At 71.8% G+C, this 22,294-nt stretch carries 20 protein-coding genes; 14 read left to right on the top strand and 6 right to left on the bottom strand.

Annotation, left to right across the window (positions count from 1 at the left end):
- Positions 1–38: 38 nt before the first annotated feature.
- Entirely contained in the window at positions 39–1,730 is a 1,692-nt protein-coding gene (locus ABZ956_RS03030) for an MFS transporter (RefSeq protein WP_361885993.1), read from the bottom strand.
- 136 nt (positions 1,731–1,866) lie between these two features.
- On the opposite strand from ABZ956_RS03030, the gene ABZ956_RS03025 reads away from it, so the two are divergent.
- A complete protein-coding gene (locus tag ABZ956_RS03025; RefSeq protein WP_361885990.1) occupies positions 1,867–2,472 on the top strand; it encodes a TetR/AcrR family transcriptional regulator in 606 nt (201 codons plus the stop codon).
- A gap of 103 nt (positions 2,473–2,575) precedes the next feature.
- On the opposite strand, the gene ABZ956_RS03020 is transcribed toward ABZ956_RS03025, so the two are convergent.
- A complete protein-coding gene (locus tag ABZ956_RS03020; RefSeq protein WP_361885987.1) occupies positions 2,576–3,955 on the bottom strand; it encodes a cation:dicarboxylase symporter family transporter in 1,380 nt (459 codons plus the stop codon).
- 172 nt (positions 3,956–4,127) lie between these two features.
- Here ABZ956_RS03020 and ABZ956_RS03015 point away from each other — a divergent pair, with 172 nt between their 5' ends.
- The 5 genes from ABZ956_RS03015 to ABZ956_RS02995 all read left to right on the top strand — a co-directional run bounded on the left by ABZ956_RS03015 (position 4,128) and on the right by ABZ956_RS02995 (position 9,687).
- Positions 4,128–5,801: an ATP-binding protein gene (locus ABZ956_RS03015; RefSeq protein WP_361885984.1), complete on the top strand. Its 1,674-nt coding sequence runs from the start codon at positions 4,128–4,130 to the stop codon at positions 5,799–5,801.
- Positions 5,798–6,520 carry a response regulator gene (locus ABZ956_RS03010; RefSeq protein ID WP_361885982.1) on the top strand — a complete coding sequence of 241 codons (723 nt, stop codon included), beginning with the start codon at positions 5,798–5,800 and terminating at the stop codon, positions 6,518–6,520. The genes ABZ956_RS03015 and ABZ956_RS03010 overlap by 4 nt, the downstream gene beginning before the upstream one ends.
- Before the next feature lie 93 nt (positions 6,521–6,613).
- Complete coding sequence (locus ABZ956_RS03005) at positions 6,614–7,975, top strand: extracellular solute-binding protein (RefSeq protein ID WP_361885979.1); 1,362 nt, start codon at positions 6,614–6,616, stop codon at positions 7,973–7,975.
- 32 nt (positions 7,976–8,007) lie between these two features.
- The gene (locus tag ABZ956_RS03000) at positions 8,008–8,901 is read left to right on the top strand and encodes a sugar ABC transporter permease (protein WP_361885976.1); all 894 of its coding nucleotides are present in this window, start codon (positions 8,008–8,010) and stop codon (positions 8,899–8,901) included.
- A gap of 54 nt (positions 8,902–8,955) precedes the next feature.
- Positions 8,956–9,687: a class I SAM-dependent methyltransferase gene (locus ABZ956_RS02995; RefSeq protein ID WP_361885973.1), complete on the top strand. Its 732-nt coding sequence runs from the start codon at positions 8,956–8,958 to the stop codon at positions 9,685–9,687.
- Positions 9,688–9,705: 18 nt separating this feature from the next.
- Here ABZ956_RS02995 and ABZ956_RS02990 read toward each other — a convergent pair whose 3' ends face one another.
- Both ABZ956_RS02990 and ABZ956_RS02985 read right to left on the bottom strand, forming a co-directional pair.
- On the bottom strand, positions 9,706–10,161 hold the full coding sequence (locus ABZ956_RS02990) for a GNAT family N-acetyltransferase (protein ID WP_361885970.1): 456 nt from the start codon (positions 10,159–10,161) through the stop codon (positions 9,706–9,708).
- 60 nt (positions 10,162–10,221) lie between these two features.
- Positions 10,222–10,746 (bottom strand): MepB family protein, encoded by a 525-nt coding sequence (locus ABZ956_RS02985; protein ID WP_361885967.1) that lies wholly within the window; start codon positions 10,744–10,746, stop codon positions 10,222–10,224.
- A 122-nt stretch (positions 10,747–10,868) separates the two neighbouring features.
- On the opposite strand from ABZ956_RS02985, the gene ABZ956_RS02980 reads away from it, so the two are divergent.
- Positions 10,869–11,279: a RidA family protein gene (locus tag ABZ956_RS02980; protein WP_361885965.1), complete on the top strand. Its 411-nt coding sequence runs from the start codon at positions 10,869–10,871 to the stop codon at positions 11,277–11,279.
- Between the two features lie 40 nt (positions 11,280–11,319).
- Here the strand turns inward: ABZ956_RS02980 and ABZ956_RS02975 are convergent, their stop codons facing one another.
- Positions 11,320–12,126: a VOC family protein gene (locus tag ABZ956_RS02975; RefSeq protein ID WP_361885962.1), complete on the bottom strand. Its 807-nt coding sequence runs from the start codon at positions 12,124–12,126 to the stop codon at positions 11,320–11,322.
- Positions 12,127–12,385: 259 nt separating this feature from the next.
- On the opposite strand from ABZ956_RS02975, the gene ABZ956_RS02970 reads away from it, so the two are divergent.
- The 6 genes from ABZ956_RS02970 to ABZ956_RS02945 all read left to right on the top strand — a co-directional run bounded on the left by ABZ956_RS02970 (position 12,386) and on the right by ABZ956_RS02945 (position 18,830).
- Positions 12,386–12,802, top strand: a complete 417-nt coding sequence (locus ABZ956_RS02970; RefSeq protein ID WP_361885959.1) for a CBS domain-containing protein — start codon at positions 12,386–12,388, stop codon at positions 12,800–12,802.
- Between the two features lie 52 nt (positions 12,803–12,854).
- A complete protein-coding gene (locus tag ABZ956_RS02965; RefSeq protein ID WP_361885956.1) occupies positions 12,855–13,277 on the top strand; it encodes a CBS domain-containing protein in 423 nt (140 codons plus the stop codon).
- Between the two features lie 149 nt (positions 13,278–13,426).
- Positions 13,427–14,284, top strand: coding sequence for a carbohydrate ABC transporter permease (locus ABZ956_RS02960; RefSeq protein WP_361885953.1), 858 nt, complete (start codon positions 13,427–13,429; stop codon positions 14,282–14,284).
- A gap of 190 nt (positions 14,285–14,474) precedes the next feature.
- Positions 14,475–15,257, top strand: a complete 783-nt coding sequence (locus tag ABZ956_RS02955; RefSeq protein ID WP_361885950.1) for an ABC transporter ATP-binding protein — start codon at positions 14,475–14,477, stop codon at positions 15,255–15,257.
- 42 nt (positions 15,258–15,299) lie between these two features.
- Complete coding sequence (locus tag ABZ956_RS02950) at positions 15,300–17,831, top strand: FtsX-like permease family protein (RefSeq protein ID WP_361885947.1); 2,532 nt, start codon at positions 15,300–15,302, stop codon at positions 17,829–17,831.
- A 123-nt stretch (positions 17,832–17,954) separates the two neighbouring features.
- The gene (locus ABZ956_RS02945) at positions 17,955–18,830 is read left to right on the top strand and encodes an NAD(P)-binding domain-containing protein (protein ID WP_361885944.1); all 876 of its coding nucleotides are present in this window, start codon (positions 17,955–17,957) and stop codon (positions 18,828–18,830) included.
- Positions 18,831–18,897: 67 nt separating this feature from the next.
- Here ABZ956_RS02945 and ABZ956_RS02940 read toward each other — a convergent pair whose 3' ends face one another.
- Entirely contained in the window at positions 18,898–19,923 is a 1,026-nt protein-coding gene (locus tag ABZ956_RS02940) for an ATP-dependent 6-phosphofructokinase (protein WP_361885941.1), read from the bottom strand.
- A 200-nt stretch (positions 19,924–20,123) separates the two neighbouring features.
- Between ABZ956_RS02940 and pta the strand changes: the two genes are divergently transcribed.
- Positions 20,124–22,220 carry a phosphate acetyltransferase gene (gene pta, locus ABZ956_RS02935; RefSeq protein ID WP_361885938.1) on the top strand — a complete coding sequence of 699 codons (2,097 nt, stop codon included), beginning with the start codon at positions 20,124–20,126 and terminating at the stop codon, positions 22,218–22,220.
- The last annotated feature ends 74 nt before the right edge of the window (positions 22,221–22,294 follow it).

The following is a 22,294-nucleotide window of genomic DNA, read 5'->3' as shown; positions in this document are numbered from 1 at the left end:
CCCATTCAGGGTGCGGGGCACATGACAGCGGCCAAAAGTCAGACGCGTGCTTCCGTCTTCTTTTCACCGTCAGCCGCCACCGTCGCACCGGCCTCCTGTGAGCCCTCGGACGCAGCCTTCGGACCGCCCTTGCCCGGCAGCAGCAGGGCGACGAGCACCGTGCCCGCGCCCAGCACGATCGCGCCGACGAGGCTGGTGTGGGCGACGGCGTCCGAGAACGCCTTGTGCACGGCCTCGACCACGGTCTGGGCCTGCTGGGCGCCGAGGGCGGCGGCCTTCTCGGCGCCGACCTTCGGTGCGGCACCGGCCGTGACCTGCTTGCCGACCTCCTGGGCGACGTACAGGCCCGCGCCGACCGAGTCCTGCGCGGCCGTCAGCGCCTTCTCCGGGAGCTTCGGGCCGCCGGCGGCGGCCGCCTGGGCGGCGGCGTCGGCGAGGTTGGAGGAGTAGGTCTTGGCCAGCACGGTGCCGAGGATGGCGATGCCCAGGGAGCCGCCCATCTCGATGGAGGTGCTGTTGACGGCGCCGCCGACGCCCAGCTGGTCCTCAGGGAACGAGCCCATGATGGCGTTGGTGCAGGGCGACAGGGACAGGCCGATGGCCAGGCCCAGGACCACCAGGGGCAGCACGAAGTCGTCGTAGGTCGAGGACGCGTCGACGCGGGTGAGCAGCGCGACGGCGACGGTGCCGACGGTCATGCCCAGCGCCACGGTGACCTTCATGCCGACCTTGGGCGTGAGCAGCGCGGTCAGGGCGCCGCCCACGAACACCGCGCCGGCCAGCGGCAGCATCCGCACACCGGTGTCGAGCGGCGAGTAGCCGAGCACGAACTGCAGGTGCTGCGTGAGGTAGTAGAAGGCGCCGAAGACGGCGAGGAAGAAGAGGGCGACGGCCATCGTCGAGCCCGCGAACGCGCGCTGGGTGAAGCGGCGCACGTCCAGGACGGGGCGCGGGTGGCGCAGCTCCCACAGGACGAACAGCACGAGGCCGATGCCGGCGATGACGGCCGCGGCGATGGCCTTGGCGCCCCAGCCGAAGTGCGGACCCTCGATGATCATGTAGATGAGGGAGCCGACCCAGACGACGGACAGCGCGCCGCCGATGTAGTCGATCTTGTCGACACCTTCCGCCTTGGACGGCGGTACGAGCAGCAGCGCGCCCACGATGCCGAGGGCGGCGATCGGCACGTTGATGAGGAACGTCGACGCCCAGCCGTGGTCCTCCAGCAGCGCGCCGGCCACCAGCGGGCCGACGGCGATGGCGAGACCGGCGGTGGCGGTCCAGATGGTGATGGCCTTGGCGCGCTCGGCCCGCGGGAAGGTCGCGGCGAGCAGCGACAGCGTGGCCGGCATGATCATGGCCGCGCCGACGCCCATCACGGCGCGGGCGGCGATGACGCCGGTCGAGCTGTCGACCAGCGAGCCCGCGACGGAGGCGGCACCGAAGACGACGAGGCCGAGAACGAGCGCTCCGCGGCGGCTGTACTTGTCGCCGACGGCGCCGAGGATCAGCATCAGCGCGGCGTAGGGGACGGTGTAGCCGTCGATGACCCACTGCAGGTCGGAGCTGCCCAGACCGAGGTCCTTGACCATGTCGGGGGCCGCGACCGTCAGCGAGGTGTTCGCCATGACGATGATCAGCAGGCTCAGGCAGAGCACGCCCAGCGCCGCCCAGCGCTTCGTGTACGGACCGTCCATCTTGTCGACCGGTGTCGACATCACGAGGCCCATCGGCCCCCCTTTCACGACTTGCACAGTGCTGTGCAATTACACACTGGTGTGCAAATTACGGGAGTGCACGGGCGTGTGCAAAATGAAGGGCGGCGAACCGGCCATGAGGGCCCCGCCCCGAGCGAGAAGAGAACCGATGACCGGCAGGACGACCGGCAGGGCCGATGCCAATCGCCGCCGCATCATGGACGTCGCGCTGGCGGAACTGCTGCGTGACGGGGACGCGAGCATGGACCAGATCGCCCGCGCCGCGGGCGTCGTACGGCGCACGGTCTACGGTCACTTCCCGAGCCGGGAGGCGCTGATGGGCGCCCTCGTCGACGACGCGGCGGAGACGGTGGCCGCGGCCCAGGCCGAGGCGCTGCGCGGGGTGACCGACCCGGGCGAGGCCCTGGCACGTTCGATGCTGGCCGTCTGGGAGATCGCCGACGGCTACCGCCTGCTGCTCTCGCTGGCGCAGCGGAGCGTCACGATGGAGGGCATCCACCGGCGCCTGGAGCCGGTACGGCGCGAGTGCGCGGCCATGCTGCAACGCGGCCTGGACGAGGGGCGCTTCACCTCGCCGCTGCCGCCGCTCGCGCTCGCCTATGTCCGGGAACAGATCTTCTTCGGCGTCCTGCAGGCCGTCAACGACGGCCTCGTACCGTCGGCCGAGGGCGGCCGCTCCGCCGCCGTGACCGCCCTGACGGCGGCGGGGGTACCGGCGGCCGAGGCGACGGCGCTGGTGGCCCGTATCGGGTAACGGGAAGCGCCGGGCGGGCTGAATCTCAGCCCGTCCGGCGCTTGAGGACAAGAAACGGTGAAAGGGCGGGCCCGGGGCACCATCCCTCTCACCGCAACGCGACTCAGACAGCCACCGTCTCCTTCTCCCCGGCCCGCGCCGCCGGCACCGCCCCGTGCCCGTCATCCGTCAACGTGACCTCGTCGAACGGCACCCGCCCCGCGAGCACCTCGCGCACCCGGCCGTGGTCGATCTCCTTGGTCCACGTCCCCACGAGGACCGTCGCCACCGCGTTGCCCGCGAAGTTCGTCAGTGCCCGCGCCTCGCTCATGAAGCGGTCGATGCCGACGATCAGCCCGACGCCGTCGACCAGTTCCGGACGGTGCGACTGCAGGCCGCCCGCGAGGGTGGCGAGGCCCGCGCCGGTCACGCCCGCCGCGCCCTTCGACGCCACGATCATGAAGAGCAGCAGCGACACCTGCTGTCCCAGCGACAGCGGCTGGCCCATGGCCTCCGCCACGAACAGCGACGACATCGTCAGATAGATCGCCGTGCCGTCGAGGTTGAAGGAGTAGCCGGTCGGCACCGTGATGCCGACGACCGGCTTGCTGACGCCCAGGTGCTCCATCTTCGCGATCAGTCGCGGCAGCGCCGACTCCGACGACGATGTCGACAGGATCAGCAGGAACTCCCGTCCCAGGTACTTCAGCAGCGTGAAGATGTTGATCCCCGCCACCAGTCGCAGCAGCGCGCCGAGCACCACCACCACGAAGAGCAGACAGGTCACATAGAAGCCGATCATGATGACGGCGAGGGACTTCAGCGCGTCGATGCCCGTGGCCCCGACCACCGCCGCGATCGCGCCGAAGGCGCCCACCGGAGCCGCCCACATGACCATGGCCAGGATGCGGAACACCAGCTTCTGCAGGTGGCCGATGCCCCGCAGGACCGGCTCGCCGGCCGGGCCCATCGCCTGCAGCGCGAAGCCCGCCAGCAGCGCCACCAGCAGGGTCTGCAGCACCTCGCCGCCGGTGAAGGCGGACACCATGGTGGTGGGGATGATGCCGAGCACGAAGTCGGCCGTCGACTCGTGGCTTGCGCCCTTGGCCTGGGCCTCGCCGGCGTGCCGGAGGGAGTCGGTCAGGTGCAGCCCGCTGCCGGGCTCGAGGAGGTTGCCGACGACCAGACCGATGGCGAGGGCCACGGTCGACATGACCATGAAGTAGCCGAGGGCGAGGCCGCCGACGGCGCCGACCTTGGCGGCCTTGCGCACGGACCCGATGCCGAGCACGATCGTGCAGAAGATGACCGGCGAGATCATCATCTTGATCAGGCTCACGAAGCCCGTGCCCAGCGGCTTCAGCTCCACCGCGACCCCGGGCGCGGCGAAGCCGACCGCGATGCCCGCGAGCACCGCCGCGATCACCGCGATGTACAGGTAGTGCGTACGGTCGGCTCTTCTGCCCGCCTGCTGCGGCTCCGGCGGCGGTGACTGCACTGCCACGATGGTCTCCTCGTCGTCCCGGCTCGATCGAAGGACCCCCGCGTCGTCGCGTGGTCCCCGGACCCCGTTCTCCCGACGAAAGGGGGTCGCGGTGACTATGCACGGCGTTGTGACGGCGGTCACCCTTGCGTGCATTACGTTCACGAACGCGCCGGAGTGCACACTGTCGGCCATGCGCACACCTCGCATACGCCGCCCCCGCAGCCTGGCCGGCCAGCTCTTCGCGATGCAGATCGTGCTGGTCGCCGTCGTGGTGGCCGGATGCGCGGTCTTCACCTACGTCTCCGACCGCCGGCAGGCGCAGGAGGCGGCCCGCCGCCAGGTGACCGCGGCCGCCACCGCCGTCGCCGCCTCACCGGCCGTACGGGCCGCCGTGCGCGGCCCGGACCCGGCCGGCGCGCTGGGCCCGTACGCCGGGCAGGTCCGCCGCGACACGGGCGTCGACTTTGTGACGATCATGAGCCCGCGTGGTGTCCGCTGGACCCACCCCGACCCCTCCCGCATAGGCGACCGCTTCCTCGGCCACACCGGCCCCGCCCTGCGCGGCCGTACGTTCTCCGAGACGTACACCGGCACGCTGGGCCCGTCCGTACGGGCCGTCGCCCCGGTGCGCGAGGAGCCGGGCGGCGAGGTGACCGCCCTGGTCAGCGCGGGCATCACGGTCGACGCGATCAGCGCCGAGGTGCGCCGCCAGGTCGCCGCCCTACTGGCCATGGCGGTGGCCGCCCTGGCCCTGGGCGGCGCGGGCACCTACCTCCTCAACACCCGGCTGCGCCGCCACACCCACGGCATGAACGCCGCCGAGCTCAGCCGCATGCACGACTACCACGAGGCCGCCCTGCACGCGGTACGCGAGGGGCTGCTGATGCTCGACGGGCAGCGGTGCGTCGCGCTCGTCAACGACGGCGGCCGCGAACTCCTCGGCCTGCGCGGCGACGTCGTCGGGCGGCGCGTCACCGACCTCGGGCTGCCCGCGTCGCTGACCGGCGCGCTGCTGGCCTCCGAGCCGCGCGTCGACGAGGTGCACCTGACCGCCGAGCGCGTCGTCGTCGTCAACACCTCGCCGGTCTCCAGCGGCGAGCGGCGCGGCACGGTCGTCACCCTGCGCGACCACACCGAACTCCAGGCGCTGTCGGGGGAGCTGGACTCCGTACGCGGCTTCGCCGAGGCGCTGCGCTCGCAGGCCCACGAGGCGGCCAACCGGCTGCACGCCGTCGTCTCCCTCATCGAGCTCGGCCGGGCGGAGGAGGCGGTGGAGTTCGCCACCGCCGAGCTCGAGCTCGCCCAGGCGCTGACCGACCGCGTCGTCGCCGCCGTCGCCGAGCCCGTCCTCGCGGCGCTGCTGCTGGGCAAGGCCGCCCAGGCCAACGAGCACGGCGTGGAGCTCGTCCTGACCGACGACACCCACATCGACGACGGCCTCCTGCCGCCCGGCCTGCCCGCCCGCGACCTCGTCACCATCCTGGGCAATCTGATCGACAACGCGGTCGAGGCGGCCACGGGATCGCGCGGCGCCGCCCGTGTCACCGTGGCCATCCGCACGGCCCGCGCCGACGACGATGACAGCGGTGACAGCGCCGACGGCGACGGTGAACTGCTGCTGCGGGTGGGCGACTCGGGCCCCGGCGTCGCCCCCGAGGCCGTGGAGGAGGTGTTCCGCCGGGGCTGGTCCACCAAGTCGCCCGGCATCGCACCGCACGGCCGCGGCCTCGGCCTGGCCCTCGTGCGGCAGGCCGCCCGCCGCAACGGCGGTACCGTCACCCTCGGCCGCTCCCCCGCCGGCGGGGCCGAGTTCACCGTCCGGCTGCCGCTGCGCGTCCGTACCCCCGAAGGAGCCACCGCATGAGCACCGGGCCCTGCGCCGGCCCGCCCCGAGCGGCGGCCGCGCCACCGATCCGCGTCCTGGTCGTCGAGGACGATCCCGTGGCCGCCGCCGCGCACGCGCTGTACGTGGGCCGGGTGCCCGGGTTCACGGTCGCCGGGGTCGCGCACACGCGCGGCGACGCCTCGCAGTTCCTCAAGCGGACGCCGGTCGACCTGCTCCTGCTGGATCTCTTCCTCCCCGACGGGCACGGCCTGCAGCTCCTGCGCTCGCTGCGCACGGCCGGGCACACCGCCGACGTCATCGCCGTGACCTCGGCCCGTGACCTGGCCGTGGTCCGCGAGGGCGTCTCGCTCGGCGTCGTGCAGTACGTGCTCAAGCCCTTCACGTTCGCCACCCTGCGCGACCGCCTCGTGCGGTACGCGGAGTTCCACTCCGCCGCCGGGGAGGCCGGCGGCCAGGAGGAGGTCGACCGGGCGCTGGCGGCCCTGCGCGCCCCGCAGCCGGCCGCGCTGCCCAAGGGGCTGGCCCCGGACACCCTGCAGTCGATCACCGAGACCCTGCGGGCCGCCGGCCCCGGCGGCGTCTCCTCGGGCGCGGCCGCGGCCGCCGTGGGCATCTCCCGGATCACCGCCCGCCGTTATCTGGAGCACCTCGTGGACACCGGCCGCGCCGCCCGGGCCCCGCAGTACGGCCAGGTGGGCCGCCCCGAGCTGCGCTACAGCTGGCTCAGCCGACGCTGACGCCGCGGGGCGGCCGGGCGGGGCGGCACGCGTGCGGCGGGGCCGCCGGGGGAACGTTAGGACTCGACATCCCAAGGTGCAGGAGGTCGTGCCGTGCGCCCCACCACCCCCGTACTCCTCGTCGCCACCCTCGTCACCGCTCTTGCCACCGCGTCCCTGACGGCGTGCGGTGGCTCGGGCGGCGATCCGGGCACCGTGAAGATCGCCTACCCGCGCAGCACGGACAACAAGGTCCGGATCATGGACGACTACCTGGCCGTGATCAAGAAGCAGTTCGAGAAGGAGCACCCGGGCAAGAAGCTCGAACTCGTCCCCGTCCAGGCGTCGCAGGACGACTACTACGCCAAGATCCAGCAGATGATGCGGTCCCCGAAGACGGCCCCGGACGTCGTCCGTGAGGATACGTTTCTCATCAACTCCGACATCAAGAGCGGCTACTTGAGACCGCTGGACGACAAGCTGGCGCAGTGGAAGGCGTGGGACCGCTTCGAGCGCACCGCGAAGGCGTCGGTGAAGGCCGAGGACGGCAGGACGTACGGCGTGCCGGACGGCACGGACACCCGCGGCCTGTGGTTCAACAAGACCCTCTTCGCCAAGGCCGGGCTGCCCCAGGACTGGCGGCCGCGCACCTGGAACGACGTCCTCGAGGCCGCCCGCACCATCAAACGCAAGGTCCCCGGCGTCATTCCCCTCAACGTCTACACCGGCAAGGGCCCGGGCGAGGCCGCCACCATGCAGGGCTTCGAGATGCTGCTGTACGGGACGGGGCCCGACCCCCTCTACCGGCCCGCGGACAAGAAGTGGGTGATGGGCGGCCAGGGCTTCAAGGACTCCCTGGACTTCGTCCGCACCGTCTACTCCGAGAAGCTGGGCCCCGACCCCTCCGACGCGCTCGACCCCAACGTCGCCACCGTCGTCGCCACCGAGTGGCTGCCCTCGGGCAAGCTGGCCATCGCCCTCGACGGCTCCTGGCTCGCCAAGAACTGGCTGCCCGCCGGCGCCGAGCCCTGGCCGCGGTGGTCCCAGGTGATGGGCAGGGCCGCCTTCCCCACGAAGGACGGCGGGGCGCCGGGCCGCGTCAGCCTCTCCGGCGGCTGGACCTGGTCCATCAGCGCCAAGTCCACCAAGGCGGACCTGGCCTGGCAGGTGATCGAGACCCTGCAGACCACCGCCAACGCCACCGACTGGACCGTGCGCGACGGGCAGATCGCCGTACGGGACGACGTGGCGTCGGCCCCCCGGTACCGCGAGTCGATGCCGGGCATCGAATTCTTCACGAGCCTGGTCGGGATCACCCACTACCGCCCGGCGCTGCCGGTGTATCCGCAGGTCTCCCACGCGATCCAGGAGGCGATGGAGTCGGTGACGACCGGGGACGCCGACGTGGCGGAGGCGGCGCGCCGCTACGACGACCGGCTGACGTCGATCGCGGGCGCGTCGGGTGTGACGCGATGAGGGGGCCGGTCGAGGGAGGGGACGCCGCGACCGTGACCGTGCCGCCGGGCCCGGGCCCGGTGGCCCGCCGCGCCCGTACCGCCGTGCGCTGGCTGCCCCTCGCCCCGGCGACGACCCTGCTGCTGCTCCTGCTCGCCGGCCCCGTCGCGTACTGCGTCTACCTGGCCTTCACCGACACCCAGCTGACCGGCCAGGCGTCGGCCTCCTTCGTCGGCTTCGCCAACTTCCGCCGGGCCTTCGCGGACCCGGACTTCCACAACGCGGTGCTGCTGACCCTCCTCTTCACGGTCCTGTCCTCGATCGTGGGGCAGAACGCGCTGGGCTTCGCCCTGGCGGCCCTGATGCGGCGCGCGTCCAAGGGGGTGCGCACGCTGACGGGAACGATCGTGATCGCGGCGTGGGTGCTGCCGGAGATCGTGGCGGGCTTCCTGCTCTACACCTTCTTCAACCGGCGCGGCACCCTCAACGCCATCCTGGAGTGGCTGCATCTGCCGCAGCAGAACTGGCTGTTCACGCTGCCCATCCTCGCCGTCTCCTTCGCCAACGTCTGGCGCGGCACGGCCTTCTCGATGCTGGTCTACTCCGCGGCCCTCGCGGAGATCCCCCGGGACGTCACCGAGGCGGCGGAGGTCGACGGCGCGAGCGGGGCGCGCCGTTTCCTGCACATCACCCTGCCGATGATCCGCCGCTCGATCGGCACGAACCTGATGCTCAACACCCTGCAGACGCTCTCCGTCTTCGGCCTCATCTGGGCCATGACGCGCGGCGGCCCCGGCAACCGCAGCCAGACCCTGCCGGTGTTCATGTACGACCAGGCGTTCCTCAAGGCACTGATCGGCTACGGAACCGCGGTGGCGCTGCTGCTGTTGCTGGTGGGCGCGGTGTTCGCGGCGGTGTACGTCCGGCTGCTGCGGGAGGAGACCTGAGCCCGGCCGGAGAACGGGGTACCGGGCGGCGCGGGAACGGGCGAGGATGATCCGATGACGCATGCCCCGCGCGCCCGCGCCTTCGACGCGGTCGCGGCACTCTACGCCGCGAACCGTCCCTCGTACCCGCCCGCCCTCTTCGACGCCGTGGAGGAGATCGCCGGGCGCCCCCTGTCCGGTGCCCGGGTCGCGGACGTCGGCGCGGGGACCGGCCTGGCCACCGCCCTCCTACACGCCCGCGGAGCGCGGGTCGTCGCCGTCGAGCCCGGCGACGGCATGGCCGCGCAGTTCCGCCGCGACCTGCCCGGAGTTCCCCTCGTCCGCGGCGACGGCAACCACCTGCCGCTGGCCACCGCCTCCCTGGACTTTCTCACCTACGCCCAGTCCTGGCACTGGACCGACCCGGGCCGGGCGGTCCCCGAGGCCCTGCGCGTCCTGCGCCCGGGCGGTGTTCTCGCGCTGTGGTGGAACGACTTCGACACCTCACTGCCCTGGCTCGCCGATCAGGACGCGCGCCTGCGCCGCTTCTTCGGCGACGCGTACGACCGGACGCCCTGCGTGCTGCCCACGGGCCTCGACCTGGTCACCCGCCATATGCGCTGGACCCGGCGCGTGTCCCTCGACACGCACATGGCCAACCTCGGCAGCCACTCCGCCCTCCTCGTCCACGGCGAGGAGCGCTCCGGCGCGTTCCTCGCCCAGGAGCGCGACCACCTGGCCGGGCTCTTCCCGGACGGAGTGGTGGAGGAGGTCTACGTCGTCCGCCTGAGCGCGGCCCGGGCCTGACACCGCCTGGGGCCCGGGTCAGACCTGAAGCGGCCGTTCGAAGCACCAGGAACTCTCCACGCCGGTATAGGCGCCGAAGTTCGGGATCCGCTCATAGCCGGAACGCGTATAGAAGCGGACGGCGTCGGGCTGGCCGTCCCCTGTCTCCAGCCGGAGACTGGTCCATCCCTGCCCTGAGGCCCACTCCTCCAGCCCGCGCAGAATCAGCGGCGCCACACCCGAGCCACGCCAGGGCGGGGCGACATACATGCGCTTGATCTCGCCGATCCCGTCCCCCAGATAGCGAAGCCCTCCGCACCCCACCGCGGTGCCGCCGTCCTCGTACGCCACGAAGAACGCCGCGATGTCCGCCGCCGACGGCGCCACCCCGGGCTCACTGTCCGGGGTGCCGTATCTCTCCGCGATCTCGGCCCGCTGCCGGGCACGCAGCGCGGCGGCTGTCGGGTCCGCCCAGTCCACCTGTTCGATCTTCACGCTGCGGGATTCTGCCGAGCGCCTGTTTCGGACAGGTAAATCCCCTTGAACAGCCTCTGGTTACGGGTGGTAGAGGGCCTGGGCACGTTCCCTGTCGACAGGCCCGTTCTCCCCGAGAGGCAGGAAGTGGTTCACCTGCCACGCCTGAGTGCCGCGTGCCTGACGATTGGTCGTGGTCACCCACGGCGGGTAGACACGGAACCCTCGCTTCCCGCCGGTGCCGTTCCTGGACACGATGCCGCGCTCGCACAGCACCTCTCGCGGAAACACGAACTGTCCGAAGTGGCCGCTGTCACGGCTGCTGATGACGAAGAGATCGATCCCGTCCTCGGCGTCGAACGGCCGGATCGGGCCTTCCGCCGACCGCTGCCACACGGTGACGAACTGGCCGACCTTCGTCGGGGTGGTCCTGGCCACGCGGAACCTGACCGCCATCCCGTCGAGCGTGAACCCGTGGGCCGCGTACTCGGCACTCTCCGGTTCGGGCACCGGCCGTGAGCAAGCGAAGCCGCTCGGGTCGTACACCCGTGTCCTCGCCGCCAGCAGGTCACCGGGAAGCCCTGCCCAGGGCTCGTTCGCCGTCATCCTCACATCCTGCCATCGCGCCCGCCGGCGCGATCCTCGGGAATGGATCTCGTCATCCCGTGGCTGTCGTGCGTGCATCGTGTGTGCATCGTGTGCATCGTTTTTGAGGGAGCGTCAGCAGTATGTCCGTTACACAGCCCGCCGCCGAGCGTGTGCGCGTCTCCGCGGAACCCGACTGGTACGAGTCGGCCGGTATCTCACTCGGCGTCCGGGTCGGGAACCTGGTCTTCACCTCGGGACAGGCCCCGATCGACGCCCAGGGGGCCACGGTCGGTGCCGGCGACTTCGAGGCGCAAGCCCGTCAGGCGCTCGCCAACCTGTCGACAGTCCTGACGAACGCGGGCTCCAGCCTGGCCGACGTGGTCAAGGCGACCGTGTTCGTCACCGACATCACCCAGCAGGACGTCTACGCGAAGTTGCGCGCGGAGCACTTCCCGGACAAGCCCCACCTCGCGGAGTCGTTCGTCGAGGTCTCCTCCCTCGCCGCCCCTGAGTGGATGATCGAGATCGAGGCGATCGGGCTCGTCCGGTAAGGCCGGGTTCCGGGCGCCGGGCCGGCCGGCCCGGTGCCCGTCAGCCCGACGAAGGCGTCGGCTCCACCGGCGGCGTCACGCTCTTGATCACCGCGAAGGGGGCGCCGTAGGGGTCCGCCAGCCACGCCATGCGCCCGATGTCGGGGGCGTCGGCGGCCGGCATCAGCACGGAGCCGCCGTTTCCCTCGGTCCGGGCGACGACCTGGTCGACGTCCGGAACCTCGAAGTACGGCAGCCAGTGCGGCTTCTCGGCGGGCTCGCGGAAGGGGACGACGCCGCCGAAGGACGCCTTCTGCTGGTCCTCGCCGGCGGCGGTGGACAGGACCGTATAGGTCATGCCGGGGACCTTGACGTCCTCGGAGCGCCAGCCGAACAGGCCGCGGTAGAAGGCCTTGGCGGCGGTGGGGTCGCCGGTGTGGAGCTCGGCCCAGCACAGGGAGCCCTGGTCGGTGACCTTCTCCAGGCCCTGGAGGGCCGCGGGCTGCCAGACGGCGAACTCGGCGCCGTGCGGGTCGGTGAGGCAGGCCATCCGTCCGGCCTCCATCGCGTCGAACGGCGCCACGCGCACGGTGCCGCCGCCCTGCTCGGCGGCCTTGGCCGTGGCGTCCGCGTCCGGTGTCCGGAAATAGACGGTCCAGGCCGAGCTCGCGCCCTCCTCCGTCAGCGGGCCGAGGGCCGCGACGTGCTTGCCGTCCACCTGGAAGAAACCGTAGCCGCCCGCTTCCTGCCCGGCGGGGCGGAAGTCCCAGCCGAAGACCTCACCGTAGAAGTCGGCGGCACCCCGCGTGTTCGGGCTGCCGAGGTCGAGCCAACAGGGTGCGCCGGTGACAAAGTCAGTAGTGAGCATGGTGGTGTGCCCCTTCGACGGATTCCGCCGGGTTTCCCCGGCCGGAACTCAGTCTGGCACCGGCCACTGACACGCGCCCGGCACGGGCGTTCGTACGCCCCCGGCGTGCGGGGGCAGGGCGGCCCGGCCGGCCGGGGGCGCGGTGTGCCCCTGACCGGAGTAACCCTCCGATAGCCGGGGGCCAGGGTGCGGGAGACGATGAGAGTGCTGTCCAAGACAGGACGACTCGAGAGGCATACGCACTCAGAGGAGGCAGATCATGACGACAGCCAAGGACATCATGCACCCGGGCGCCAAGTGGATCTCCCAGACGGAGACCCTGGACGTCGCGGCCCAGCTGATGAAGGACCTCGACGTGGGCGCCCTGCCGGTCGCCGACGAGAACGAGCGGCTGTGCGGCATCATCACCGACCGTGACATCGTCGTGAAGTGCATCGCCGAGGGCATCGAGCCCTCCCAGTGCCGCGCCGCCGACCTCTGCGAGGGCACCCCCCGCTGGATCGACGCCAACGCCGACGTCTCGGACGTCCTGCACGAGATGGAGAACTACCGCATCAAGCGGATTCCGGTGATCGAGAACAAGCGTCTCGTCGGCATCATCAGCGAGGCCGACCTGGCCCAGCACCTCACGGACGACCAGATCGCCGAGTTCGCGGAACTGGTCTACGCCCGCTGACTGCCGTCCGGCAGACCGCGGCTCCGACACCTGCTGAGGAGGCGGACAGACCATGACCAAGGCCAAGGACATCATGCACCCGGGCGCGCAGTGGATCACCCGCGACGAGACCCTGCCCCGCGCGGCCCAGGTGATGCAGATGCTCAACGTGGGCGCCCTGCCGGTCAGTGACGACAACGGGCGGCTGTGCGGCATCATCACCGACCGCGACATCGTCGTGAAGTGCCTCGCCCAGGGGCACGATCCGTCCAAGTGCACGGCCGCCGACCTCTGCGAGGGCACCCCCCGCTGGATCGACGCCGACGCCGACGTCGAGGAGGTTCTGCACGAGATGGAGAGCCACCGGATCCGCCGCCTCCCGGTGATCGAGAACAAGCGCCTGGTGGGCATGATCAGCGAGGCCGACCTGGCCCGCCACCTGCCCGACGCCCAGATCGCCGAGTTCGCCGGCCACATCTACTCGCCGGCGAAGTAGGCGGGCGCCGGCGCCCGCGGCGACGAGCGCCCCGGCCCCGGTCCGGGGACAGGGCGCGGGGAGAGGTGCGGCCCGGCCCCCTGCCCCCGCACCCCCGTGCCGCGCTACCCTCCGAGCGGCTGTCCGCGCACGTCGCGCCCGGAGGTGCCATGCGCCCGCCCCTCGCCCGCCGCCCTCGCCGCCACCGCCCCGACCGGTCCCACCGGCTCGCCGCCGACGCCGCGCTGCTCGTCGTGGCGGGCGCCTTCGCCGTGCCGCTGGTGTGGCTCCTGCTGGCCTCGGCCGATGCCGGGGCGGGGCTGCGGGTGCGCGCGCCCGAGGACCCCACGCTCGGCAACTTCTCGGCGGTGCTGACCGAGGACATCACCTTCCGGCCCATGCTCAACAGCCTGCTGCTGTGCGGTGGCGCCACCCTGGTGACGATCGTGTGCGCCGCCCTGGCCGCGTACCCGCTCTCGCGCTACCGCTCCCGCGTCACCCGGCCGTATCTGCTGGGGGTGCTCTTCGCGACCTGTCTGCCCCTGACGGCGATCATGGTGCCCGTCTACGGGCTGTTCGTGCGGATCAACCTCATCGACACCGTCCACGGCACCGCGCTCTTCCTCGCCACGGCCCAGCTGCCCTTCGCGATCTGGCTGATGAAGAACTTCATGGACGGCGTGCCGGTCATCCTGGAGGAGGCCGCCTGGACGGACGGCGCGGGCCGGCTGCAGACGCTGGTGCGGGTGATCCTGCCGCTGATGGGCCCGGGGCTGTCGGTCGTGGCCATCTCCTGCTTCATCATGACATGGGGCAATTTTTTCGTCCCGTTCATGCTGCTGCTCTCCCCCGACCAACTGCCCGCCTCTGTCACCATCTTCACCTTCTTCGGCAACTACGGGCAGGTGGCGTACGGCCAATTGGCGGCCTTCTCCATCCTCTACTCGACGCCCGTGATCGTGCTGTACGCGCTCATCGCCCGCCGCATGGGCGCGGGCTTCGCGCTCGGGGGCGCGGTCAAGGGCTGACCCACCCGCCGGGTGCGTCTTGAGGATGACGGCGTCCGTCTGCGGTACTACGCCCCACCGGCACCACAGTCCCAGGGTGTGACGCCGATTTCCGGCCGTACGGCTGACGCCCGGCGAGGCTGCCGCTCCGAGAATTGGAACTGTTGATTCCAACGTTCCCACCCCCCACACACCTCCCGGAGGAGACCTCGTGTCCCACACGGCCGCCTACGCCCCCTCCCACACGCCCGCCGGCGTCATCGCCGCTCGCGCCACCGGGCTGAGCAAGGTCTACGGGCAGGGTGAGACCCGCGTGGCCGCCCTGGACTCGGTCTCCGTCGAGTTCCGCCGGGCCGAATTCACGGCGATCATGGGGCCGTCCGGCTCCGGCAAGTCGACGCTGATGCACTGCATGGCGGGCCTGGACACGATCTCCTCCGGCTCCACCCGGATCGGCGACGTCGAGCTCGGCTCGCTCGGCGACCGGCAGCTGACCAGGCTCCGCCGGGACAAGGTGGGCTTCATCTTCCAGGCGTTCAACCTGCTGCCCACCCTGACCGCGCTGGAGAACATCACGCTCCCCATGGACATCGCGGGCCGCAAGCCGGACCCGGAGTGGCTGCGGCAGATCGTGGCGACGCTGGGCCTGTCCGGGCGGCTCGCGCACCGGCCGAGCCAGCTGTCCGGCGGCCAGCAGCAGCGCGTGGCCGTGGCCCGCGCCCTCACCGCCAAGCCCGAGATCATCTTCGCGGACGAGCCGACCGGCAACCTCGACTCCCGCTCCGGCGCCGAACTGCTGGGCTTCCTGCACGAGTCCGTGCGGGCGCTGCAGCAGACCGTCGTCATGGTCACCCATGACCCCGTCGCCGCCTCCTACGCCGACCGCGTCGTCTTCCTCGCCGACGGCCGCATCGTCGACGAGCTGCGCGAGCCCACCGCCGACGCCGTCCTGGACCGCATGAAGCGTTTCGACGCCAAGGGCCGCACGAGCTGATCCCCGCCGGACCCGACGACCTCCAGGACTGATCCCCACACCATGTTCCGTACCGCCCTGCGCAACCTCCTCGCGCACAAGACCCGGCTGATGATGACCGCTCTCGCGGTCCTGCTCGGCACCGCCTTCGTCTCCGGCACCCTGATATTCAGCGACTCCGTCGGCGCCGCCTTCCGCAACAAGATGGCCAAGAGCCTCGACGACGTGGCCGTCTCCGTGACCGCCGGCCCGCCCAGCACCGCCGCCACGGACGGCCGGCCGCTGGACTCCCGCGTCGTCGACACCATCCGCGCCCTGCCCGGCGTGGCCTCCGTGCGCCCGTCCGTGAACGGCGTCGCCATGGTGGCGGACCGGCAGAACAACCCCGCCGGCAGCGAATGGGGCAGCTCCGGCGCCAACTACGTGCCCGGCAAGGATGGCAAGGACAGCCGCTACCCCGTCGTCAAGGGCCGCGGGCCCGCCGCCGAGGGCGAGATCGCCCTGGACGCCAAGACGGCCGAAAAGACCGGCGCCAAGGTCGGCGGCACCGTACGGCTGGCCGTCGACGGTCCCGTGATGACCAAGAAGCTGGTCGGCATCGTGGAGACCGACGACCCGCGCGTGAGCGCGGGCGGCAGCCTCGCGCTGTTCGACACCCCGACCGCGCAGAAGCTCTTCGGCAAGCCCGGCGAGTTCAGCGAGGTCGTCGTGGCCGCGACGCCCGGCACCGACCAGGAGAAGCTGACCGCCGAGGTCCGCAAGGTGCTGCCGCAGACCTTCGAGGCGCAGAGCGGCAAGAAGCTGGCCGCCGACGAGTCCAAGGCCATCGACCACGAGACCAGCTCGATCCGCAGCACCTTCCTGGCGTTCGCCGGCATCGCGCTCTTCGTCGGCGTCTTCATCATCGCCAACACCTTCACCATGCTCATCGCCCAGCGCAGCCGGGAGATCGCCCTGCTCCGCGCGGTGGGCGCCTCGCGCCGCCAGGTCGTGCGCTCGGTGCTCATCGAGGCCGGGCTGCTGGGCCTGGTGGCCTCCGCCGCCGGCTTCGTCCTGGGCCTCGGCGTCGCCGTCGGACTGCGCTCGGCGCTGAACTCGGCCGGCGCGAGCCTGCCCGACGGTCCGCTGGTCATCGAGCCGACCGCCGTGCTCTCCGCCCTCGCGGTCGGTGTCGTGGTGACCGTGCTCGCCGCCTGGCTGCCCTCCCGCAAGGCCGCGAAGATCGCCCCCGTCGAGGCGCTGGCCACCGTGGAGCAGCCGCCGGCCGTGCGGAGCCTCGTCGTCCGCAACAGCATCGGCGCCGTGCTCGCCGGCCTCGGCGTGGCGATCATGCTGTACGTCACCACACTCAAGGACACCAAGGGCCTGCAGACGGCGATGGCCGGCGCGGCCCTGACGGTGACGGGCGTCATCGTGCTGGCCCCGCTGCTCTCCCGCCCGTTCGTGCACCTCTTCGCCAAGGTCACCGGCCGGCTGACCGGTGTCAGCGGCAAGCTCGCCCGGCAGAACGCGCTGCGCAACCCCCGCCGCACCGCCGCCACCGCCTCCGCCCTCATGATCGGCCTCTCCCTGATCACGGGCCTGACCGTGGTCGCGGTCTCCGCCGACCAGGGGGTGGCCAAGATGGGGCAGCAGGCCCTGACGGCCGACTACAAGGTCACCTCGGGCCACTTCGGCGGCCTCTCCCCCGACATCGCCCGGACCCTCGCCAAGGAGCCCGGCGTCGCCGCGGCCGTCCCGATGCGCTCGGTCGGCTTCCAGTCGGACGACGTACCGGCGTTGGTCCGCGCCACCAACCCCTCGGCGGTCGGCAAGGTGGTCGACGTGCGCTGGGTCAGCGGCTCCCCCGCCGATGTGCGCGACGGCACGGTCGCGGTCTCCGACGAGTACGCCAAGAAGCGCGGCCTGAAGGTCGGTGCCACGCTGCCGATGTCCTTCTACGACGGCAAGAAGGCCGCCCCCAAGGTCGCCGCGGTCTACGCGGAGAACGACGTCTACGCCGCCGTCCTGGCCACCCCCTCCCTGGTGGACCCGCACCTGGACAGGGTGCGCGACGACGAGGTCCTGGTGAAGGCCGCCCCCGGTAAGGCGGGTGAGCTCCGCGAGAAGATCAAGGAGACCCTCGGCGGCAACCCGGCCATCAAGGTCCAGAGCCAGGAGGACCTGCGCCGTGCCGAGGCCGGCGACATCGACGACGTCCTCTACCTGATGTACGGCCTGCTGGGCATGGCCGTCGTCATCGCCGTCGTCGGCGTCGTCAACACCCTGGCCATGTCGGTCTTCGAGCGGACCCGGGAGATCGGGATGCTGCGCGCGATCGGCCTGGCGCGGCGCGAGGTCAAGCGGATGGTGCGGCTGGAGTCCGTGGCGATCGCGATGTTCGGCGCGGTCATGGGCGTGGCGGTCGGCATCTTCCTGGCCTGGTCCGGCGGTCACCTGCTGCGCTCGTCCTTCCCGCAGTACGAGATGGTCGTGCCGTGGGCGCGGATCGCGGTCTTCCTGCTGCTGGCCCTCGCGGTCGGTGTGCTGGCCGCCCTCTGGCCGGCCCGCCGGGCGGCCCGGCTCAACATGCTGGAGTCGATCGGGGCGCAGTAGCCCCACTCACCTCCAGGTAAGTGCCCACTTATAGGTGCGTACTTGGCGTGGCGCGCCCCATCGGCAAATCTGATGGAGGCGCGCCACAGCCGTTTCGCACCGCACACCTGGAGCCCTCAGCACATGAGCAACACCTCTGCCTCCCCCGTCACCGTTCTCGGTCTCGGCGCCATGGGCACGGCGCTGGCCACCGCCTTCCTGGCGAACGGCCACCCCACCACCGTGTGGAACCGCACCGCCGCCAAGGCCGACCCCCTCCTCGCCCTGGGCGCGGTCCGTGCCGAGGACGTCGCCGCCGCCGCGTCGGCGGGCGAGCTCGTCGTGGTCTGCCTGCTGGACCACGACTCGGTCCACGCCACCCTGGGCCCCGTCGCGCCGGCGCTGGCGGGCCGCACCCTGGTCAACCTCACCAACGGCACCCCGGCCCAGGCCCGGGAGAGCGCCCGGTGGGCCGCCGCCCACGGCATCACCTACCTCGACGGCGGCATCATGGCCGTCCCGCCGGGCATCGGCACGGAGCAGGCGTTCGTCCTGTACAGCGGGGCGCGGGAGGCTTTCGACGCGCACCGGCCGGTGCTCGAGCGCCTGGGCGCGGCGACGTTCGTCGGCACCGACGCGGGACTGGCCGCGCTGTACGACATCGCGCTGCTGAGCGGGATGTACGGGATGTTCTCGGGCGTCATCCACGCCCTGGCGCTGGTGGGCACGGAGCAGGTGCCGGCCGCCGACTTCGCGCCGATGCTGAGCGCGTGGATCGCCGCCATGGCGGAAGGCATCCCGCACGCCGCCCAGCAGATCGGGACGGGCGACTACACGCAAGGGGTGGTGTCGAACATCGGCATGCAGGCGGCCGCCTTCGGCAACCTGATCACGACGGCCGAGGAGCAGGGCATCCGGCCCGACCTGTTCACCGCCCTGCGGGCCCTGATGGAGCGGCGCGTGGCCGACGGGCACGGCGCGGAGGACCTCGCGGGGATCGCGGAGCTGCTGAAGAAGTGACCTCTGACACGACTGTGGGCCACCCCGAGGGGTGGCCCACAGTCGTGTCAGGGGTGGCGGGAGGGGTCTAGAAGACCGACTCGGCCTCGTCCATCCGGTTCTCCGGCACGCGCTTGAGCTCGGTCACCGCGTCCGCCAGCGGCACCATCCGGATGTCCGTGCCCTTCAGCGCGGTCATCTTGCCGAAGTCGCCGCGGTGGGCGGCCTCGACCGCGTGCCAGCCGAAGCGGGTGGCCAGGACGCGGTCGTACGCGGTGGGGGTGCCGCCGCGCTGGACGTGGCCGAGGATGACCGGGCGGGCCTCCTTGCCCAGGCGCTTCTCCAGCTCCACGGCGAGCTTGGTGCCGATGCCGGCGAAGCGCTCGTGGCCGAACTGGTCTATGGCGCCCTTGGCATACTCCATGGAGCCCTCGGCCGGGTGCGCGCCCTCGGCGACGCAGATGACGGCGAACTTCTTGCCGCGGGCGAAGCGCTCCTCCACCATCTTGACCAGGTCGTCGACCTCGAAGGGGCGCTCCGGCAGGCAGATGCCGTGGGCGCCGCCGGCCATGCCGGACTCCAGGGCGATCCAGCCGGCGTGCCGGCCCATGACCTCGACGACCATCACCCGCTGGTGGGACTCGGCGGTGGTCTTGAGGCGGTCGATGGCCTCCGTGGCGACGCCGACGGCCGTGTCGAAGCCGAAGGTGCGGTCGGTGGAGGAGATGTCGTTGTCGATCGTCTTGGGCACGCCGACGACGGGCAGACCGGCGTCGGAGAGCATCCGCGCGGCGGTCAGCGTGCCCTCGCCGCCGATGGGGATGAGGACGTCGATGCCGTGCTCGCGGGAGAAGTCCTTGGCGTTCTCGCACGCCTCGCGCAGCCGGGCCCGCTCCAGGCGCGCCGAGCCGAGGATGGTGCCGCCGCGGGCCAGGATGCCGCTGACGGCCTCCAGGTCGAGCTTGCGGAAGCGGCCGTCGAGGAGGCCCTTGAAGCCGTCCTCGAAGCCGATGACCTCGTCACCGTGGCCGACAAGCGCGCGGTGCACGACCGAGCGGATGACAGCGTTCAGGCCAGGGCAGTCGCCGCCCGCGGTGAGGACTCCGATGCGCATCGTGCTGTGTCTCCTGCTCGCTACTGGTACATGTGAGCCGGGGCCGATTGTTTCACGGGCCGGCCGGTACTGCCGCACCCCCGACACCACACTGACGCGCGCCTTATCCACGGGCGCAGGTATTGTCAAGAGGGCAAGGCCACCTTAACGGGTTTATTTTCTTCCGAAGAACACTCGGCGAAGCATCAAGGAGAGCACGCGTGACGCGCAGCGTGTACGTGACCGGGACCGACCGCGGCGACGGGCGCCAGGTCATCGAGCTGGGAGTCATGGAGCTCCTGACTCGCCACGTCGACCGGGTGGGCGTCTTCCGCCCGCTCTTCCACGGCGACGGCCCCGACCGCCTCTTCGACCTGCTGCGGTCGCGCTACCGGCTGTCGCAGTCCGCCGAGAGCGTCGTCGGCCTGACCTACGGCGAGGCCGCCGCCCTGCAGGCCGAGCGCGGCACCGACGAGCTGGTCTCCCGCCTCGTCGAGCGCTTCCACACGGTGGCCCGGCAGTACGAGTACGTGCTGGTCCTCGGCACCGACTTCGCCGGCACCACGCTCCCCGACGAGCTGGCCCTGAACGCACGGCTGGCGAACGAGTTCGCCGCGTCCGTCATCACGGTCGTCGGCGGCCAGGAGCAGTCGGCCGAGTCCGTACGGGCCGAGGCCCGCAACGCCTACCGTGCCTACGCGACGCTGGGCTGCGACGTCGTCTCCCTGGTCGTGAACCGGGTCGCCCCGGCCGACCGCGAGGCGATCGCCGAGCAGCTCTCCGCGAGCCTGCCCGTGCCGTGCTACGCGCTGCCCGAGGACGACTCGCTCTCCGCGCCGACCGTGCGGCAGATCGTGCAGAAGCTGGGCGCCGAGGTGCTGCTCGGCGACGACGCGGGCCTCTCGCGCGACGCGAAGGACTTCGTCTTCGGCGGCGCCATGCTGCCGGTCTTCCTGCCGGCCCTGACCGAGGGCTGCCTGGTGGTCACCCCCGGCGACCGCGTGGACCTGATCGTCGGCGCGCTCGCCGCGCACAGCGCGGGCGCCCCGCCCATCGCGGGAGTGCTGCTGACCCTGGACGAGCGGCCGGGCCCGGACATCCTGGCGCTGGCCGGCCGGCTGGCCCCCGGTACCCCGGTCGTCTCGGTGCCGGGCGGCTCATTCCCGACCGCGGCCGAGCTCTTCGCGGTCGAGGGCAAGCTGGAGACGTCCTCGCCGCGCAAGGCCGAGACCGCCCTCGGCCTGTTCGAGCGGCACGTGGACACCGCGCAGCTGACGAACCGTATCTCCGTGGCCCGTTCCAGCCGCGTGACCCCGATGATGTTCGAGCACGAGCTGATCGAGCGCTCCCGCTCGGCCCGCCGCCGCGTCGTCCTGCCCGAGGGCACCGAGGAGCGCGTGCTGCGCGCGGCCGACGTGCTGCTGCGCCGTGACGTGTGCGACCTGATCCTGCTGGGCGAGGAGGAGGCCATCCGCAAGCGGGCGGCCGAGCTGAGCATCGACCTGGCCGGCGCCCAGCTCATCGACCCGCAGACCTCGCCGCTGCGCGAGCGCTTCGCCGAGCTCTACGCGAAGGTGCGGGCCCACAAGGGCATGACCGTCGAGCTCGCCCACGACGTCGTCGCCGACGTCTCCTACTTCGGCACCCTGATGGTCCAAGAGGGCCTGGCCGACGGCATGGTCTCCGGAGCGGTGCACTCCACCGCCGCCACCATCCGCCCCGCCTTCGAGATCATCAAGACGGCGCCGGGCGCGCAGATCGTCTCCTCGGTCTTCTTCATGTGCCTGGCCGACCGGGTCCTGGTCTACGGCGACTGCGCGGTCAACCCCGACCCGAACGCCGAGCAGCTCGCGGACATCGCCATCCAGTCCGCGGCGACCGCCACCCAGTTCGGCGTCGAGCCGCGGATCGCGATGCTGTCGTACTCCACCGGCACCTCCGGCTCCGGCGCGGACGTCGACAAGGTCCGCAAGGCCACCGAGCTGGTGCGCGAGCGCCGCCCGGACCTGCTGGTGGAGGGCCCGATCCAGTACGACGCCGCCGTCGACGCGGCCGTGGCCCAGACCAAGCTGCCCGGCTCCGAGGTCGCGGGCAAGGCCACCGTGCTGGTCTTCCCCGACCTCAATACCGGGAACAACACCTACAAGGCCGTGCAGCGGTCGGCCGGCGCCGTCGCGGTCGGACCGGTCCTGCAGGGCCTGCGCAAGCCCGTCAACGACCTGTCCCGCGGCGCGCTGGTTCAGGACATCGTCAACACCGTCGCCATCACCGCCATCCAGGCGCAGGGCGAGCAGCGCGGCGAGCGCACCGAGCCGTAACACGGCGCCGGGGACGGGGCGGCGCGCCCCGTCCCCGCTCCCGTACCCCTCACAGCCCCGAGAACCCCCACACG

The organism is Streptomyces sp. NPDC046261, assembly GCF_040646235.1.
Taxonomy (GTDB): domain Bacteria; phylum Actinomycetota; class Actinomycetes; order Streptomycetales; family Streptomycetaceae; genus Streptomyces.
The sequence above is the reverse complement of the archived record's forward strand: the minus strand, read 5'-3'. Positions and strand labels throughout refer to the sequence as shown.